At 69.6% G+C, this 15687-nt stretch carries 11 protein-coding genes; 9 read left to right on the top strand and 2 right to left on the bottom strand.

The annotated features are described in order from the left end of the window. Window positions 1-21: 21 nt before the first annotated feature. Window positions 22-1335 carry a sigma 54-interacting transcriptional regulator gene (locus WMF34_RS10215; RefSeq protein WP_437993156.1) on the bottom strand — a complete coding sequence of 438 codons (1314 nt, stop codon included), beginning with the start codon at window positions 1333-1335 and terminating at the stop codon, window positions 22-24. Between the two features lie 538 nt (window positions 1336-1873). Here WMF34_RS10215 and WMF34_RS10210 point away from each other — a divergent pair. From WMF34_RS10210 to WMF34_RS10180, 7 genes are all read left to right on the top strand, one after another. After that, a complete protein-coding gene (locus WMF34_RS10210; RefSeq protein ID WP_437993155.1) occupies window positions 1874-3151 on the top strand; it encodes a hypothetical protein in 1278 nt (425 codons plus the stop codon). Window positions 3152-3270: 119 nt separating this feature from the next. Beyond that, window positions 3271-4302: an AraC family transcriptional regulator gene (locus WMF34_RS10205; protein WP_437993154.1), complete on the top strand. Its 1032-nt coding sequence runs from the start codon at window positions 3271-3273 to the stop codon at window positions 4300-4302. 42 nt (window positions 4303-4344) lie between these two features. Further along, window positions 4345-5466 (top strand): hypothetical protein, encoded by a 1122-nt coding sequence (locus tag WMF34_RS10200; protein ID WP_437993153.1) that lies wholly within the window; start codon window positions 4345-4347, stop codon window positions 5464-5466. Window positions 5467-5713: 247 nt separating this feature from the next. Next, window positions 5714-5974: an AbrB/MazE/SpoVT family DNA-binding domain-containing protein gene (locus WMF34_RS10195; protein ID WP_437993152.1), complete on the top strand. Its 261-nt coding sequence runs from the start codon at window positions 5714-5716 to the stop codon at window positions 5972-5974. Next, window positions 5961-6341 carry a PIN domain-containing protein gene (locus WMF34_RS10190; protein ID WP_437993151.1) on the top strand — a complete coding sequence of 127 codons (381 nt, stop codon included), beginning with the start codon at window positions 5961-5963 and terminating at the stop codon, window positions 6339-6341. Before WMF34_RS10195 ends, WMF34_RS10190 begins: the two co-directional genes overlap by 14 nt. 328 nt (window positions 6342-6669) lie before the next feature. Continuing rightward, window positions 6670-7821, top strand: coding sequence for a hypothetical protein (locus WMF34_RS10185; protein WP_437993150.1), 1152 nt, complete (start codon window positions 6670-6672; stop codon window positions 7819-7821). A gap of 43 nt (window positions 7822-7864) precedes the next feature. Beyond that, a complete protein-coding gene (locus WMF34_RS10180) occupies window positions 7865-8431 on the top strand; it encodes a hypothetical protein (protein WP_231864770.1) in 567 nt (188 codons plus the stop codon). A 98-nt stretch (window positions 8432-8529) separates the two neighbouring features. On the opposite strand, the gene WMF34_RS10175 is transcribed toward WMF34_RS10180, so the two are convergent. Continuing rightward, window positions 8530-11334, bottom strand: a complete 2805-nt coding sequence (locus WMF34_RS10175) for a hypothetical protein (protein WP_437993149.1) — start codon at window positions 11332-11334, stop codon at window positions 8530-8532. Window positions 11335-11779: 445 nt separating this feature from the next. Between WMF34_RS10175 and WMF34_RS10170 the strand changes: the two genes are divergently transcribed. Both WMF34_RS10170 and WMF34_RS10165 read left to right on the top strand, forming a co-directional pair. Further along, window positions 11780-12796, top strand: a complete 1017-nt coding sequence (locus WMF34_RS10170) for an ABC transporter substrate-binding protein (protein ID WP_012234576.1) — start codon at window positions 11780-11782, stop codon at window positions 12794-12796. 55 nt (window positions 12797-12851) lie between these two features. After that, window positions 12852-15671 carry an ATP-binding protein gene (locus WMF34_RS10165; RefSeq protein WP_437993148.1) on the top strand — a complete coding sequence of 940 codons (2820 nt, stop codon included), beginning with the start codon at window positions 12852-12854 and terminating at the stop codon, window positions 15669-15671. Window positions 15672-15687 lie beyond the last annotated feature (16 nt).

Raw genomic sequence — 15687 nt, 5'->3', positions numbered from 1 at the left:
CCGCGGCCGCGGCGCAGCACCTCAGTGGCGAAAGTCATCGGGGTCGATCTCGTAGCGCTTCAACCAGCGATGGATCTGCATCCTGGCTTTGCCCATGGCGCGCGCCACGCCGGCGATGTTGCCGCTGTGCGCGCGCAGGAGCGCCTTGAGCTCCTCGGGCCGGGCAGGATCGTCCCCCTGCTCCGCGGCGCCCAGGGCGTTGCGCCTCAGGGCGCTGTTCAGGTGATCGAGCTCGATCGTGCCCCGCTGCGCCAGCACCGCCGCGGTCGTGATGCACTGCTCGAGCTCGCGCACGTTGAGCGGCCAGCCGTACGTGACGAGGGCGCGCGCCGCGCGCGGGTGCAGCTGGATGTGCTCGGCGCCCTCTCCGTCGGCGCGCCGGAGGATCGCGCCGAGGATGAGGCCGAGATCCTCCCGGCGAGCCCGGAGCGGCGAGAGCTCGACGGCGTGACCGGAGAGGCGCGCGAGCAGGTCGGAGCGGAAGTCGCCCGACGCCGCCATGCGCTCGATCGGCCGGTGGGTGGCCGCCACGACGCGAAGGTCCACGGGGATCGAGCGCGTGCCGCCCACGGGGCGCACCTCGCGCTCCTGGAGCACGCGGAGCAAGGCCACCTGGGCGGACAGGGGCAGGTCGCCGATCTCGTCGAGGAAGAGCGTGCCGCGGTCGGCGCTGCGCACGAGCCCGGGGCGATCCTCGGTGGCCCCGGAGAAGGCGCCCTTCCTGTGCCCGAAGAGCTCGCCTTCGACGAGATCCCGCGGCAGCGCGCCGCAGTTGATCGCCACGAACGCGCCCGGCCTGCCCGAGAGCGAATGGATGGCGCGCGCCATGACCTCCTTGCCGGTGCCCGTCTCGCCCTGGATCAACACGGGGATGGTGGAGGCCGCCACCACCCTGAGCTGATCGAACATCTCGAGCTGCGACGGGATGAGGGAGAGCAGCCCGGGGACGTGCGCGGCGAGGCTCGACGCTTCCAGCAGAGTGACCTGCTCGGCGCCGCGGGGAATCGCCGCGCGGTAGAGGAAGAACGTGCGGCCCAGCTCGAGCACGTCGCCCTCCGCGAGCTCGGCGTGCTTCCTCGGCGCCCCATTGAGGATGCTGCCGTTCTTGGAGCCGCAATCCTCGAAGCACCACCGGCCGAGGACCCGCATGATCCGCGCGTGCCTCGACGAGAGCCATGGGTCGTCGAGCCGGATCTCGACGCGCCGGCGTGAACCGCTGTCCGCGACCTCCAGCCTCCGGGCATTGCCGCGGCCGATAACGACCTCCTCCACGTCATCGAGGGCGATGCGCGCCGACGGCGCGAGCGGCCGATGGCTGTCCGCGATCAGAAACAAAAAGCTGCCGTTGCCTGATTTGTCCAGATACCGCTGTCCGCCCGTGGCGGATAGCGTTCGTTGTTCAGGTTCACCCGGCACGAACCCAGTCGTACCCAGTCGGGCAGACGCGGTCAATATGCCACGGGCGGCATTCCGAGCGGCTGCCGCGCGGGTTGATCATCGTCCGCGGGTGTGCGCCGCGTTCGGTCACCGATCGACCAGGAACGCCGCGACCACCTTGCACGGCGCGGCGCACAGGAGCACCCGAACGGGGGCTCGCTCGACCCGCCGTCCGCGCTGCGCGCGTTCGTCGCGAGGGATCGTTCGGGGAAGCTCGGGCAAGGCCTCGACGTGGCGAGCGGAGCGCGTCGGGAGGCGATCGGCTGGCCGATTCGACCAACTCCCTGGCCGGCGCGACCAGGCCGCCCCTGAGGCCAATCGCTAGATCTGCCGCATGTCCAGCCGCGGAGGCGCGCGTCGCGCCTCGCCGGACGCGTGGAGGCTCAAAGCCATGATCAATCGAATGGAACTCTCGCGAAATTCAAGGAGGGGCTCAATGGCCCTCGCGCTCGCCACCACCCTCGCGGTCGCAGGGGGCTGCCCCATGTCGGACGAGGATGGCGCCGGCGGCAGCTCGACGAGCGCAGGGCACGGCGGCTCGTCGGCCTCCGGCGAGGGCGGCTCATCGAGCTCTGGCAACGGCGGCTCCTCTAGCTCCGGTGAAGGCGGCTCATCGAGCTCCGGCGAGGGCGGCTCGGTCCGCTGCCCGGTCGCGACGCACAACGGGATCATCTCGATCCAGGATGTATCGATTCAAGGTGCGCCGCAGGCGGGCCACGGCCTCACGGTGCAAGTCCTGTTCACCGCGTCCAGGCCACCTGCTTACGAGGAGATGCCCGGGCAAGTCGAAGGATGCAAGGCGTGGGTCTACGACACGGAGGACAGCCCGCCGCCGGCCCTGACGGATCAAGGCGAGATCACGATTGCCGGCCTCGAAGGCGGGCCCCTCGCGTGCCGCTTTGCTGGCTCGGGTTATGTGTGCCCGACGTCGACTGGGGCCGGCCAGGCGGGCGTCGCTCCGGGGCAGGCGGGGACCGCGGCCTACACGATCGAGGGCGCGACGTTCTCCGCAGCGGATGTCGGCCGTTACCTGCGCGTCACCGGCGCGGCGAACGCGAAGAACCAGGGCGCGTTCCCCATCGTCGCCGTGGAGTCGAGCACGACAGCGATCGTGGTCAACCAGGACGCGGCGGAGGAAGCCTTCGCGGCCGAGTACACCGTGCTCGCCGGGGCGGGGCCCGTTCCGAACAACCCCGTCGACCCGATCGAGGGCGGCGACGAGGTCGTCGTGGGCATCTCGCCCGGCGGCGAGATGGCCTTCGATTTCCCCGACAGCGCGCCGATCGTGGCCGGCGAGGCGTTCACCCCCGACACGGCGTCGGCGGCCGCCCTCGTCGCGGTGCCGCTCGACGGCAGCCCATTGACGCTCGGCTGCGGCGGCCCGGGCGGCAGCTGCGGGCCGGCGCAGGCCACGATCGTGCGCCTCACCAGCACCGACGGCGACGTCGAGGGCGCGTCGCCGTTCGCGATGCCCCCGCCCGCGCGCAAGCAGGTCGAGATTCAATGCGTCGCGCTGGGAGGCGACGGCACGCTGACCATCCCGGCCGAGGCGATGAAGCTGCTCCAGGAGGCCCACCAGGTCTCCCCGATCTCGCGCATCCGAACGGCGCTGATGCGCGAAGGATGGGCGGGCCCCACGAACGCTGCCTCGCTGCCCCCGAACAGCGCGACCCTCCTCGTCGGCCACGGGCTCCTCGGCTTCACCAGCCCCTGACGCCCGCGGTGTCTGCGCCCTGATCGGCGCGTCAGAGCGCGCTCGCGCCGCCGCGCTCTCGCGCCGCGGCGAACACCCGCGAGCGACCGCCGGTGCGGATCCTGCATAATCGTGGGCGCATGCACCGCCCGCTGCCCACCGTGATGACGTCCGTGGCCAGGCTGGTCGTCGACCTCGGGCTCCGCGACGGCATCCGGCTGGGCGCCATGGAGCGCGCCGCGCGCCTGCCGTCGCTCGCCGCCGATCCCGACCGGCGCATCGAGATCGACCGGCTGCTCGATCTGTGGACCTATCTGGGTCAGACGCTGGACGACCCGTCGCTGCCTATCCGCGTCGCGCAGCGCGCGAGGGTGGAAGACCTGCACGTGCTCGGCTTCGCCATCATGAGCGCGCCCTCCATCCGCCATGCGTTCGACACCGCGGCGCGGTACAGCGCGCTCCTGACCGACTCGGGCCGGTGGGAGGCGTTCGAGACCGCGAAGCGCGCCGAGGTGCGGTGGCATCGCCTGCGGCCGCTCACGCTGGGGCACCGCCTCTCCAACGAGACCGCGCTGGCGCAGAACCTCGGCTGTCTGCGGCAGATGACGGGAGACGACCTCACGCCGCTGGAGGTGAGCTTCCGCCACGCGGCCCCGCCGCGCCGGACTGCGCACGTGGAGTTCTTCCGTTGCCCCGTGCGGTTCGACGCGCCCTGGGACGGGATGGTGTTCCGCCGCGAGGTCCTCGACATGGTGCCTGCGGGCGCGAACCAGAGGTTATGGGAGTACCTGTGTCGCAGCGTGAGCGCCCTCTGCGAGCAGCTCGCGCCGCCGTCGATCGCGGACGGCGTGCGGCACCAGCTCGCCCGCGCGCTCTCGAGCGCCGAGGGCGGGATACCGACGCTGGACGACGTGGCTCGCTCCCTCGGCACGACGGAGCGGACGCTGCGCCGGCGCCTGGAGGTCGAGCGGACGAGCTTCCGGAAGCTGGTCGAGGAGATGCGCCGCGACCGCGCGGCCGACCTGCTGGCGAGGAGCAGCGTGACCGAGACGGCGCTGCGGCTCGGCTTCTCCGACACGACCGCGTTCAGCCACGCGTTCCGGCGCTGGTTCGGCCGCCCTCCGCGCGAGCTCCGGGGCGCGAGGGGGGCTGCGGGCCATCAAGGGACGTGAGCGGGGGCAGGCGCAGGTGCCATGTGCAATGGAGCAGATCGGATGAGCGAGCCGTCGGCGTACAAGGATGGATATTCAGCGCTGCCTGCCGAGGATCGGCGGCGGCTCGCCGGGCGAATGTTCGCGGAGAAGAACTACGTGCTGGCGGCCGCGCTGTTGGAATCGGTCGGTGAAGAGCTCTCGGCCTTGGAGGAAGGCAAGCTCCGCTACTCGCGCTCGCACATGCAGCAAGGGAACGTGAGGCTCGTCAACACGGCGGCCGTCTTGCCGATCCTCTTTCGTGGATATCGCGGAGAGACCGTGGCCGGCGTCCTCGGCGTGAAGTTCGGCGACTCCGCGTCTGCCACCGTCGACAAGCTCGTCCAGGTTGTCTACCAGCCCTCGTTCGACCCGGAGGCCGTTCTCTCCCTCGTCCTTGACGACGACCAGACCGTGCTCTCGATCACGGCGGCCAGCGTCAGCCTCTGGCGCTCCGCCTACCTCGCCTGGGACCCCGATTTTGCGAACAGCCTCCCTGCCGAGCGACTGCCAGAGGCTCTCGCAGTTCACCAGGAGCAGATGGTCGTGCGCGCGGAGGATGCCGTGGAGCTTTGGCGCAAGATCGGGGCAATTTCGGTCGACGGTGCGGAGCGAGAAGCCCGGGCGCTCGACGGGTTGAGGGTCGCAGGGTGCTTCCGCGACGGCCGCAAGCACGACTTCAATGTTCATATGGCAAGCGGTGGTCCAGGCGTCGAGCTCGCCAGGCTCCTCTTCGAAGCGGCGTGGGAACGCGCTCGCCTTCCCGGAAGCGTAGCAGCGCTGGAGAACCTGTTCGGCTACTTGCGTGGCTCGGAGCTCCCCGTCAAAGTGCGGCCGGGGCCGCCGCGTATTCTCCGGATTTTCGGACGCCTGGGCTGGAGCCCCGATGTGGCCGACGGCCTTCGCGAGGTGCTCTCTGCTATCCCTGCGGATGAGCCCCTCATCGTCGACTTCTCGAACTTCCGATCGATGGGCACCTTTTTCCATCCGTTCCTCGCTCCCCTCGTCCAGCGGAGCGGTCCCACCGCGTGGATTCGATCACCAGGTGCAGATGACCATCTTGGCGCCATGTCTGTCAGTCCGGCCTGCATCTTCGACACGATGCCCGACGCTCTCACACACATCCGCGCGGCGGCGCAGAGATGAGCTATCCGCATCACGCGCAGGAAGGATCTGCCCAGCCTATCGATGAGCCCGGCGTCGCTTCGCTCCGCGAGTGATTGCCGGGGCGTTGGGCCGGCGGAGGCCCTGGGGCGGGACGATCGGGGCATCCTCGGAGGCATTCCGTCCGATGTTCTATCGGGAGGATGTGGGTCGTCGCCACCGGCCGGGCTCATCGACGGGCCGAGCGACCGTCCTTGCTCGGAGTTCATTACCGTGGTACTGTGCCAGCATGAAGCTCGCGCAATCCAGGGTAACGGCTCAGGGGCAGATATCGGTTCCCGCCGAGGTGCGCAAGCGCCTCGAACTGGTGCCAGGATCGATCTTGGAATGGGATGCCGAAGGTGATCGAATCACCGTGCGGCGCGTTGGTCGGCACAACTTCGAGGACCTTCACCAGGCGCTGTTCTCGCGGGATCCCCACCCGCGAAGCCTTGAGGATCTCAAGGAAGGCATCAGGCAGCGCATGAGGGCCCGCCATGCGCGCCGTTGACACGAATGTCCTCGTTCGCTTGCTGGCACGCGACGACGCGAAGCAACTCGCTGCTGCCGAGGCCTTCGTGGAAACAGGAGCATGGATCTCCCATCTCGTGCTCATGGAAGCCGTTTGGGTCCTGGACTCCGTGTACGGCGTCGCGCCGGAGCAGATCGGGAACGGAGTAGAGATGCTGTTGGACCACAACTGCATGGTGGTCCAGGACGCCGACGTGGTAAGGGCGGCTGTCGCGCAGTTCCGCGAGCACCCCGGCCTGGGCTTCTCGGATTGTCTGATCCTCGAAGTCGCACGCGCAGCGGGCCACGTTCCACTTGGAACCTTCGATCGCGGACTCGGGAAACTGCAAGGCGCTCAGAAGCTATGATCACATCGCCCATCGGCGAGCACGGGGTAGCCCAACAGGCCGCGGCGACCGGCGGCGCTTCGGGCCGCGACAGACCGGGATTGCCCTCGCGGTTCGAATACCACGCGCACGGCTCCCGATCGCGGCGGAGCTCCGCGAGCGCCGCGATCAGCCCTCGTCTCGCCGTGGGTGTCAGCTTCGCGAGCGCCGACGTGTGTGTCAGGTCCTCTCTCCCCGGGTCCCGACCTCGGCTCGCCGGGCAGAGAACCTACACCGCCCGCCACCGGGTCTTCCGCATTTTTTCCTCGGGCGCTCGCGCAGGCGGCGGAGCAGCGGATAGCGTGGAAGGATGAAGAACCCTCTGCAATTTCCCCTGGTGATCGCGCTGTTGCTCGCCGCCTGCGACTCCACGTCGAGCTCCGGCGGTGACGGCGGCGCACAGCCGGACACATCCTCGGCGGGCCCGCACGGCGGCGGAACGAACGATGGCGGCGGGGGCGGCGGAACGAGCGATGGCGGCGGGGGTGGCGGCGACACGTCGCCGTCCGGCACGCTGAGCGAGCGCTACCCGGACGACGTGGGGCTCGCCGGTGACCCTGCCGTGCTCTTCCACGACGACTTCGAGCAAGGCTGGGGGCGCTGGGACGGGCCCACCGCGGACACGCGCTATCTGCACATCGAGGCCGACGCGGCGACCGCCCACGCCGGGCAGGGCTACCTCCGCTCGACCGTGACGACCGCCGATCTGGCGGAGGAGACGTACATCTCGTCGTCCACGTGGGTCACCCATGAGCGCGTCGACGTGCTCTACTGGCGCTTTCATGTGCGCTTCCCCGAGCTCGCCCCGAACCCGCACCACTGGGTGCGCATGGCGGCGGGCACCGAGAGCTGGGACAGCAGCGGCCTCGCGAACACGGTGCCGCCCGGAGACGAGGGCTTCTGGTTCGACTTCGACACGACCACCGACGACGTCTTCAACTTCTACGCCTACTGGTACAAGATGCGCTCCGGGCGCTGCAACGACGGGACCGCCACCCCTGGCTGCGCCGGCGATCAAGGCACGACGTACTACTACGGCAACGTCTTCCAGCCGCCGGATCAAGCGCCGTTCCCGCGCGACCGATGGTTCTGCGTCGAGATGCACGCGCGCGCCAACACGGTCGGCCAGAGCGACGGCGCGCTCGCGTTCTGGATCGACGGCGTGGCGATCGGCGACTACCGCCCCGGCTACCCCGACGGCACCTGGCTCCGCGCCCAGTTCCACACGGGAGGGTGCGACTTCAGCGCGTGCACGCCGCCCGAGCCGTTCGGTGGCTTCGACTTCCGATCGAGCGATGACGTGCGCTTCAAGAGCTTCATGCTCGACGCCTACTACGAGCGCGACTCCGACGCGCGCCGGCGGGCGGAGATGGAAGAGCTCGGCATGACCGTCTCCGACACACACACCATCCTCTACGACGATGTCGTCGTCGCGACCGAGCGCATCGGCTGCCGCCGCTGAAGCACGCTCCGCGCTCGGCCCTCTCCATGGTACCCTCCCGCGCATGGGTACCGCGAACGCCCCCGCCCCCCGACGGCGCTCGGCCCTGCGCTGCGCCGCATGCGCGGCCCTCCTGCTGGCCGGGTGTGGCCCCGCGCCCACGCTGGCCGAGCCGCGCGCCCCGGAGCCGCCGCCCGCCCCCGAGACGGTCTACATCGTCCTCCAGGATCCGCCCCCGGCGGCGACGACAACGGCGGCCGACGGCTGGGTGCCAGAAGAGTTCCCCGGCGACAACCCCTTCCAGCGGACACGGACCTGGATCGGCGATTACGATTGCCCGCAGGGCACGACCGAGATGACGTTCCGGATCCTGGAGGTCAAGGGCGACAGGATCAAGGCCGTGTTCGGCTTTCATCATGCCGAGTCCGGCGCCGCCGGCAAATACCTCATGAGCGGCCGCTACGACGCCGAGACGCGGACGGCGTCGTTCTCGCCCGGCGCCTGGCTCGAGCGCCCGCCCAACTACGTCACCGTGGGCATGAAGGGCGACCTCGCGTTCGACGGCTCGCTCTTCGCCGGACGCATCGAACACCCCGACTGCGGCGCGTTCCGGCTCCGGCCGGCGGGGTAGCGCCGCCCCTCGCGCTGCTCGTCGCCGGGCCGCGCCGAGCGACGAGCAGCGTAGTCATGATGTGGGCAGTCGCGCGAGCGAGGGGCGCGGCGCGACCCTCAGGGCGTGCTCGACGGGTCTGCCGGGTCGCTGCCCTCGTCTTCCTCGTCGCCGTCGCGGAAGCCGTCGCCGTCGCGATCCAGCCCGATCCGCACCCCCGATCCCGGCGGCACGCACGTGTACGTCAGCTCGCCCCGGTTGCGCGAGGCCCGGTGCCGCAGCGCCGCATCGCGGATCGGCGCGTCGCAGAGCCGATCGCCGACGAACAGGCCCGCGCCGACGTAGAGGAACCCCGCCGTCTCATGGTCGTGCGATCCCTTGACCACGAGATCGCACTCCCCTGCATCAGCCCGCGCGCGGAGCAGGTCGATCCTCGGCCCGACCGCGGCCGCGTTGTGGCGGGTGAGCGTCACCTGCTGCCCGACGATCGGCGCCAGGTTGCTGTCGAACGCGAGCAGGAACTGCTCCACCTCGCGCCGCATCACCTCCCCCTCCGGCCCCGGCGGGAACCCGCCCGGGGTGAGCGGCGACTGGTTGAACCCCATGTCGGGGGTCGCCGAGCTCACGAACCGGAAGAGCGTCGGGACGCCCCCTTCGTTGTTGAAGCCGAAGCCGCGGACCTGGTCGCCCACGTGCGCGTCGCTGCCCGGGAAGAGATCGTTGTTCGCCATCCCGAACATGCCGACCTTCTGGTACAGATTGCGGAAGTGCGGCGACTTGAAGGCCTCGGTCTCCAGGTCGAACGTGTACCGGCCATCGCTGCCGAAGAAGCCCGGCGCATCGACGCCGAACTCCTCGTTCCCGTGGCGGTCGAGCACATGGCACGAGACGCAGGTGCCCTCCTCGCTGAAGTCGGACACGTTGTTGAAGAAGAAGCTGCGCCCGGCCTGCTGCGCCGGGGTGAGCGAGTTGTCCAGCGCCCGGATCGGGTTGGGCGGATAGGTGACCTGCAGGATGAAATCGGCGAACGCCTGCATGTCGGCCTCGGGGATGAACTCGCTCCTCCCCAGGAGATCCGTGAACGCGGCCTGGAACTCCATGAACGCCGTCACCTCGTCGAACGTCCCGCTGTCCGGGTGCGCGCTCGGCTCCTCATCGCCGCCGGTGCGATCGCCGCGCCAGTGCATGGGCCCGTGGTTCGCCATCCCGCGGAGGCTCTGCGTCGTCATCGGCCCCTTCATCGGGTGGTGGGTGTCGGGTATCCCGAAGTCCAGCGGGTGTGACTCGAACGGCCCCGGGATGTCCGCGACCACCCCGTCCGGATTGCCGAGATCCCAGGCCAGGCTGTCGAAATCGCCGTAGACATGGCAGCTCGCGCACGACGAGTCGCCGTGGCTCGACTCGAACGACGCGTCGTAGAGGAACCGGCGGCCGGCGACCACGCTCGGCGGCTCCGGGTTGTGCATCGGCACGTGCGCGATCTCGGACTTGGTCGTCGTGCTGAGGATCGAGATCGCGTTGTCGAAGCGCGTGATCGTGTAGAGGCGCCGCCGCGCCTCGTCGAGCAGGAGCCCCGTCGGGCCGCCGCCGGGCACCGGGATCTGCTTGGAGGCGCTCGGCACGAAGGTGTCGTTCTCCAGGGCGGCGGTGCTGAACACCCCGATCTTGGACGAGCCTATCGTCGCCACGTACAGCGTCTTGCCGTCCTTCGTGACCGCCATCTGCTGCGGGAGGGCGAGGCTCTTCTGGTTCTCGGCGTTCGGGACCGGGGCGCAGCACGCGTCGTAATCGATGTGTTTGTTGAGGTGCCTCGGCGTGACGCTGCCCGCCGGGCCGAGGACGGTGATCCTGCTCTCGTGAAGGTGGCCTCGTACCGTCTGGCCGGCGAAGATCCCGGGCCCCTCGAAGCGCTTCTCGTTCCCCGCCTCGGTGTTCGATACGTACACCTTCCCGCTGACCGGGTTGACCACCATGTTGTAGAGGATGGTGCCGACGCCGGTGTAGAACCCGGCGGCGCCGGGCAGCTGCCTCGGCGGGCTCGCGTTCGCGTCGATGACGAACACGTCCTTGTCGGGCAGCGAGAGCCGGACGGAGCTGTCCCAGACCCGGTTCAGCTCGTCCACCCAGTGGGAACCATTGAACTTGACGATGAGCCCCGTCTCCGGGTGCGGGATCCCCTCCACATTGGTGGCCGGCCCGGGCACGCCCCCCGCCGCCTCTCCGCCGTTCGGGATGATGCCCTCGTGGAGCGCCGTGGTGCGGTTCCCGGAGTGGAAGGCCGCCGCATACACCTTGCTGCCGTCCGGCGTCACCGCGAGCGCCCGCGGGGTATCGCTGAACAGCGTGACGATCGTGAGGGGCACGCCGGCGAGCGTCGACCCGAGGCGATCGGCGTCGAAGACCCATACGTCCGCCCGGCCCACGCCGGGGGTCGTGAGCTGGGGATCGAACGGGATGTTCTGCCCGCGGTGCGCCGTCGTGATGAACGCGCGGCGCCTTCCAGGACCCGCGAACACGATATCCCGCGGCTCGTCGCCGACGAGCACGGTCCGCACGACCCGGCCCGAGCGCGCCCCCTGGGTCAGCTCGACGACGCTCACGCTGTCCGACAGGTGGTTGACGACCCAGACCTCGGTATCGCTCCGCGCCGCGACGGCCACCGGCTCGAGGCCGACGGGGATGGAGGCGCGGTGCTCGATACCCTGATCCTTGACCCGATACACCTCGAGGTGGTTGTCGGGCGTGTTCACGGCGAATAGCAGCTTTCCGTCGGGCGAGAGCGCGAGCGGACGCACATGGCCGCTCTCGAAGAGGGTGAAAGACGACGCCGCCTCGGCGGATCGGCCGGCCGCGAGGGCGACGAGCAGCGCCGACGCCGCGACGAGACGGGAGAGGACATCGCGCACGACAAAGTACGAGTCCATGAGTCACCTCCGATGAGTGGGGTTCTCTTCAACTGATTTCGAATGGCAAGCAGACGATAAGGCGCGAAGGCTGAGTTAAAGGGTAGGCGTGGCCGGCTCGCATTGCAATATCGCAATGCCTTTGCTTCAGCAATCGATGCCTTCGGCACACCTGCGCCGAGCTACCTACCGAGGTCTCGCGACGGTGCGAGGCAGTCCAGCCGGGCAGACGGCGCGGGCGACCTCGAGACGGCCCCCCGGATCGCCGTGATCCGGTCGCAGAGCGTCGCGGCGCCGCGGCGGTTCATGGTAGGCTGCGCAACATGCAGGGGGGCCTCGCAGCCGGGCCGTCGTCTCGGCGCCGGGAGCACGGCGCGCGGCGATCGGCGCGCATTCCGCGCTGTCGCGCCGCCGGGCGGCGCGCGCGGCCCGCAGGACACGCCCCGATAAGGAGCCCCGAGAGACCATGAAGACATCGGCTGCGCGACGCACCATCGGCTGGTTCGCGGTCTCCGCGCTGTCCGTCCTCGCCTCGGCGTGCCAGCCGGATCCCCCGCTCGGCGATCGGGGCAAGGAGGCGCGGCCGCCGCTCCGGGTCAGCCACGGCTACTGGGTCGGGTTCTTCCCGCAGTCGATCGCCGAGGAGAAGGGCTTCTTCGACCAGCAAGGGGTGAACGTCGAGCTCGTCTTCAACCCGGATCTCTACGGCATGATCTCCGATTTCACCGCGGGCAAGGTCGACGGCTTGCCGTGGACCATGGAGGTCGTCGTGCGCATCCTCGCGAAGGAGCCGGACGCGCGGGTCGTCCTCTACCTGGGCCAGACAGCGGGCGCCGACGTCATCATGGCGCGGCCGGAGATCCAGACGATCTCCGATCTCAAGGGGAAGAAGATCGCGGCCAAGACCGGCGCGCTGGGCGAGATGCTGGTCAGCGAGATGCTGGAGAGGAGCGGCCTCGCCATCGACGACGTGACGCTGGTCAACGCGAGCGAGACGGACGTCATCCCGTTCCTGTCGAACAACACCATCCAGGCCGCGCACACCTGGGAGCCCTACGCGACGCAAGCAGGGAAGGCAGGCGCCAAGGCGATCTTCTCGAGCAAGGAGACGCCCGGGCTCTTCGCCGATTTCACGATGTTCCGCGGCGCGGTGCTGCGCGACCGGCCCGACGACGTCCGCGCCTTCATCCGGGCGTGGTTCCAGGCCGTCGAGTTCTGGAAGGCCCACCCGCAGGAGGGCAACGAGATCATCGCGAAGGCGCTCAAGATCCCGGCCTCGGACATCAGCACGGACGGGTACGAGCTCTTCTCGCTGGAGGAGGTCCGACGGAGGTTCGCCCCGAACAACGACCCCACGTCGCTGGCCCCGCTCGTCAACAAGCACGTCGATTTTCTCGTCCAGGACGGGCAGCTGGGGCGCCGCCCGGACCTCGACAACATCTTCGATTCGTCCTTCCTGCCGCCCGCCACGAGCCGCGAGTGACCGCCGCGGCCCGCGGAGCACCTGGGAGCATCGCCACGGAGGTTCGACGAACGCCATGAGTCGCGCAATGCAGCAGCAGGCCCCGCTCATCACCCTCCGCATGAAGCTGATCGTGGCGCTCTTGACGGTCGCGCTCGCGCCGCTCTCGATCCTCACGCTGCTGAACAAGCGGACGAACGAGATGGTGTTGACCGAGAGCGCCAACCAGGCGCTCGCCGCGGCCGCGTCGCAGGCCGCGACCAGCGTCGACGACTTCATCGAGAGCAACCTGGACGCGGTCCGCGTCGAGGCTCGCCTGCCCGGGTTGACGAGCTACCTGAGCCTCGACGACGAGGCCCGGAGGAGCGGAAGCGAGGCGCATGCGTTCGCGTCGAGGACGCTGCACGGCCTCATCCGGAAGGACACGATCAACATCCTCTCCTATGCGCTGCTCGACGAGCGCGGGCACAACGTCCTCGACACGGTGCAGGCGCCCGCGGAGAGGGACGAATCCAGGAGGGACTACTTCGTCCGCGCGGTGGAGACGGGCCTGCCGTACGCGTCGTCGGTCGTGTTCGCCGGCGACGTGCCCCAGCTCGTCTTCAGCAGCCCCGTCCGCGACGCGCTGAACAAGAAGAGGACGATCGGCGTGCTCCGGTGCACCTACAACCTGTCCGCCGTCCAGCGGATCATCCTCGCCCAGACGCGCCTCCTGGAGGCGTCGGACGCGTTCGCGATCCTCCTCGACGAGCACCACGTCCGCCTGGCGCACGGGCGCTCCCCGGAGCTCGTGTTCAAGTCGCTTGTGCCGCTCGCCCCCGAGCTCGAAGGCCGGCTCAAGGCGGAGCGGCGCCTGCCGGACAGGCCGGCCGCGGAGCTGTCGACCGACGTGCAGGCCTTCGACGAGGGGCTGCGCCGGTTCGAGCGCGAGCAGGACGCGACCTCGACGGCGAGCCGCTTCCTGCAGGCCCGCATGGCCGGGAGGGACGCCCCCATGAGCGCGGTGGCCCTCGCGCGCGTGAGCGCCTTCGACGGCATGAAGAAGCCTCCGTGGACCGTGGCGTTCGTGCGGCCGGAGGCGGCGTTCCTCGAGCCCATCGAGGAGAGGACGACGCGCGACGCATTGCTGCTCGCCTCGCTGATCGCCGCGATCGTCACGGCGGTCGCCGTCGTGATGTCGCAGGTCCTGACGAGGCCGATCACCCGCCTCGCCCAGGCGGCGTCGCAGCTGGCGAGCGGGAAGCTCGACACCGCGGTCGAGGTGCGGTCCCACGACGAGATGGGCACGCTGGCGGAGGCCTTCAACCAGATGGCGCGCCAGATCCAGGGGTCGTTCGAGGAGCTCGAACACCGCGTCGAGCAGCGCACGGCCGAGCTGAAGGAGGCGAAGGTCGCCGCGGACGCCGCCAACAAGGCGAAGAGCGACTTCCTCGCCAACATGAGCCACGAGCTCAGGACGCCGCTCAACGGCATCCTCGGCTACGCGCAGATCCTCCGGCGCTCGCGGGGGCTGAGCGAGCAGGACCTGCGCGGGATCGACGTCATCCATCGCTCCGGCGCCCACCTGCTCACGTTGATCAACGACGTCCTCGATCTGGCGAAGATCGAGGCGCAGGCGATGGAGGCCCACGCGAACGATTTCCACCTGCCCTCGTTCCTGCGATCGACGGCCGAGATCTGCCGCATCCGCGCCGAGGAGAAGGGCATCGCGCTCGTGTATACGCCCGATCCCGAGCTCCCCACCGACGTGGTCGCCGACGAGCGGCGGCTGCGGCAGGTGCTCATCAACCTGCTCGGCAACGCCGTGAAGTTCACCGAGAAGGGCCGCGTCTCCTTCACGATCAAGCGGCTGGGCGACGGGCCGCGCCCGCCGTACGGCTCCGCGCCGGACTCCGCCGCGAACCAGAGCGCACCGCGCAGGACGCACCGGGTGCGCTTCGAGATCGAGGACACCGGGACGGGCATCAGCCCGGATCAGCTCGACCAGATCTTCCTCCCGTTCAAGCAAGCCAGCGACGGCAAGCGCCGCGTCGACGGGACGGGGCTCGGGCTCGCGATCAGCCAGCGCATCATGAAGCTGCTCGGCAGCTCCATCGAGGTGAGGAGCGAGCCCGGCAAGGGGAGCGTGTTCTGGATGGACGTGATCCTCGCCGAGTCGCCCCGGCGAACCCAGGCCACGGCGCTCCGGCCCGCGTCGGCGATCGTCGATTACGAGGGCAGGCGGCGGCGGGTCCTCGTGGTCGACGACCAGCCCGAGAACCGCGCGGTGCTGGTGAAAATGCTGCAGTCCGTCGGGTTCGAGACGTCCGAGGCCACGGACGGCAAGGAGGGCCTCGCGGCGGCGTCGGAGCGCGAGTTCGACCTGGTGATCACGGACCTCGCGATGCCGGAGCTCGACGGCTGGGAGATGATCCAGCTGCTCCGGAAGGCGCCGGATCGAGCAGGATTGAAGATCTTCGCGTCGTCCGCGAGCGTCTTCCTCTCCGATCAGGACAAGAGCCTGGCCGCGGGCGCCGACGATTTCCTCCCGAAGCCGCTGCAGCTGGAGGAGCTCTACGACAAGATCCAGCGGCACCTCGGGCTCTCGTGGATCTACGAGCAGCAGGGCGATCCTGGCGCAATGGGCGAGGCGCCCGCCGGCGCCCCCCGCGACCCGAGCTCACCCGAGCTCCCCGGCGGCGCAGATCTCCCGGTGCTCGTCCCCGCCGCCGAGGAGCTGCGGCTCCTCTTCGATCTCGCGCACAGGGGGCTCTTCCACCAGCTCCAGAAGCACCTGGACAGGCTCGATCGCGCCGATCCGACGCTCGCGCCGTTCTGCAGGCACCTGCGCCGCCTGATGCAGGATTTCAAGATGGAAGCCGTGGAAGATTTCATCAAGATGCACCTACGCGATTGACGTTGCTTGGACGGCG

The organism is Sorangium sp. So ce145, assembly GCF_051525985.1.
Classification (GTDB): Bacteria; Myxococcota_A; Polyangia; order Polyangiales; family Polyangiaceae; genus Sorangium; species Sorangium cellulosum_B.
Note: the sequence above shows the minus strand (reverse complement) of the source record. Positions and strands in the feature narration are given on the sequence as shown.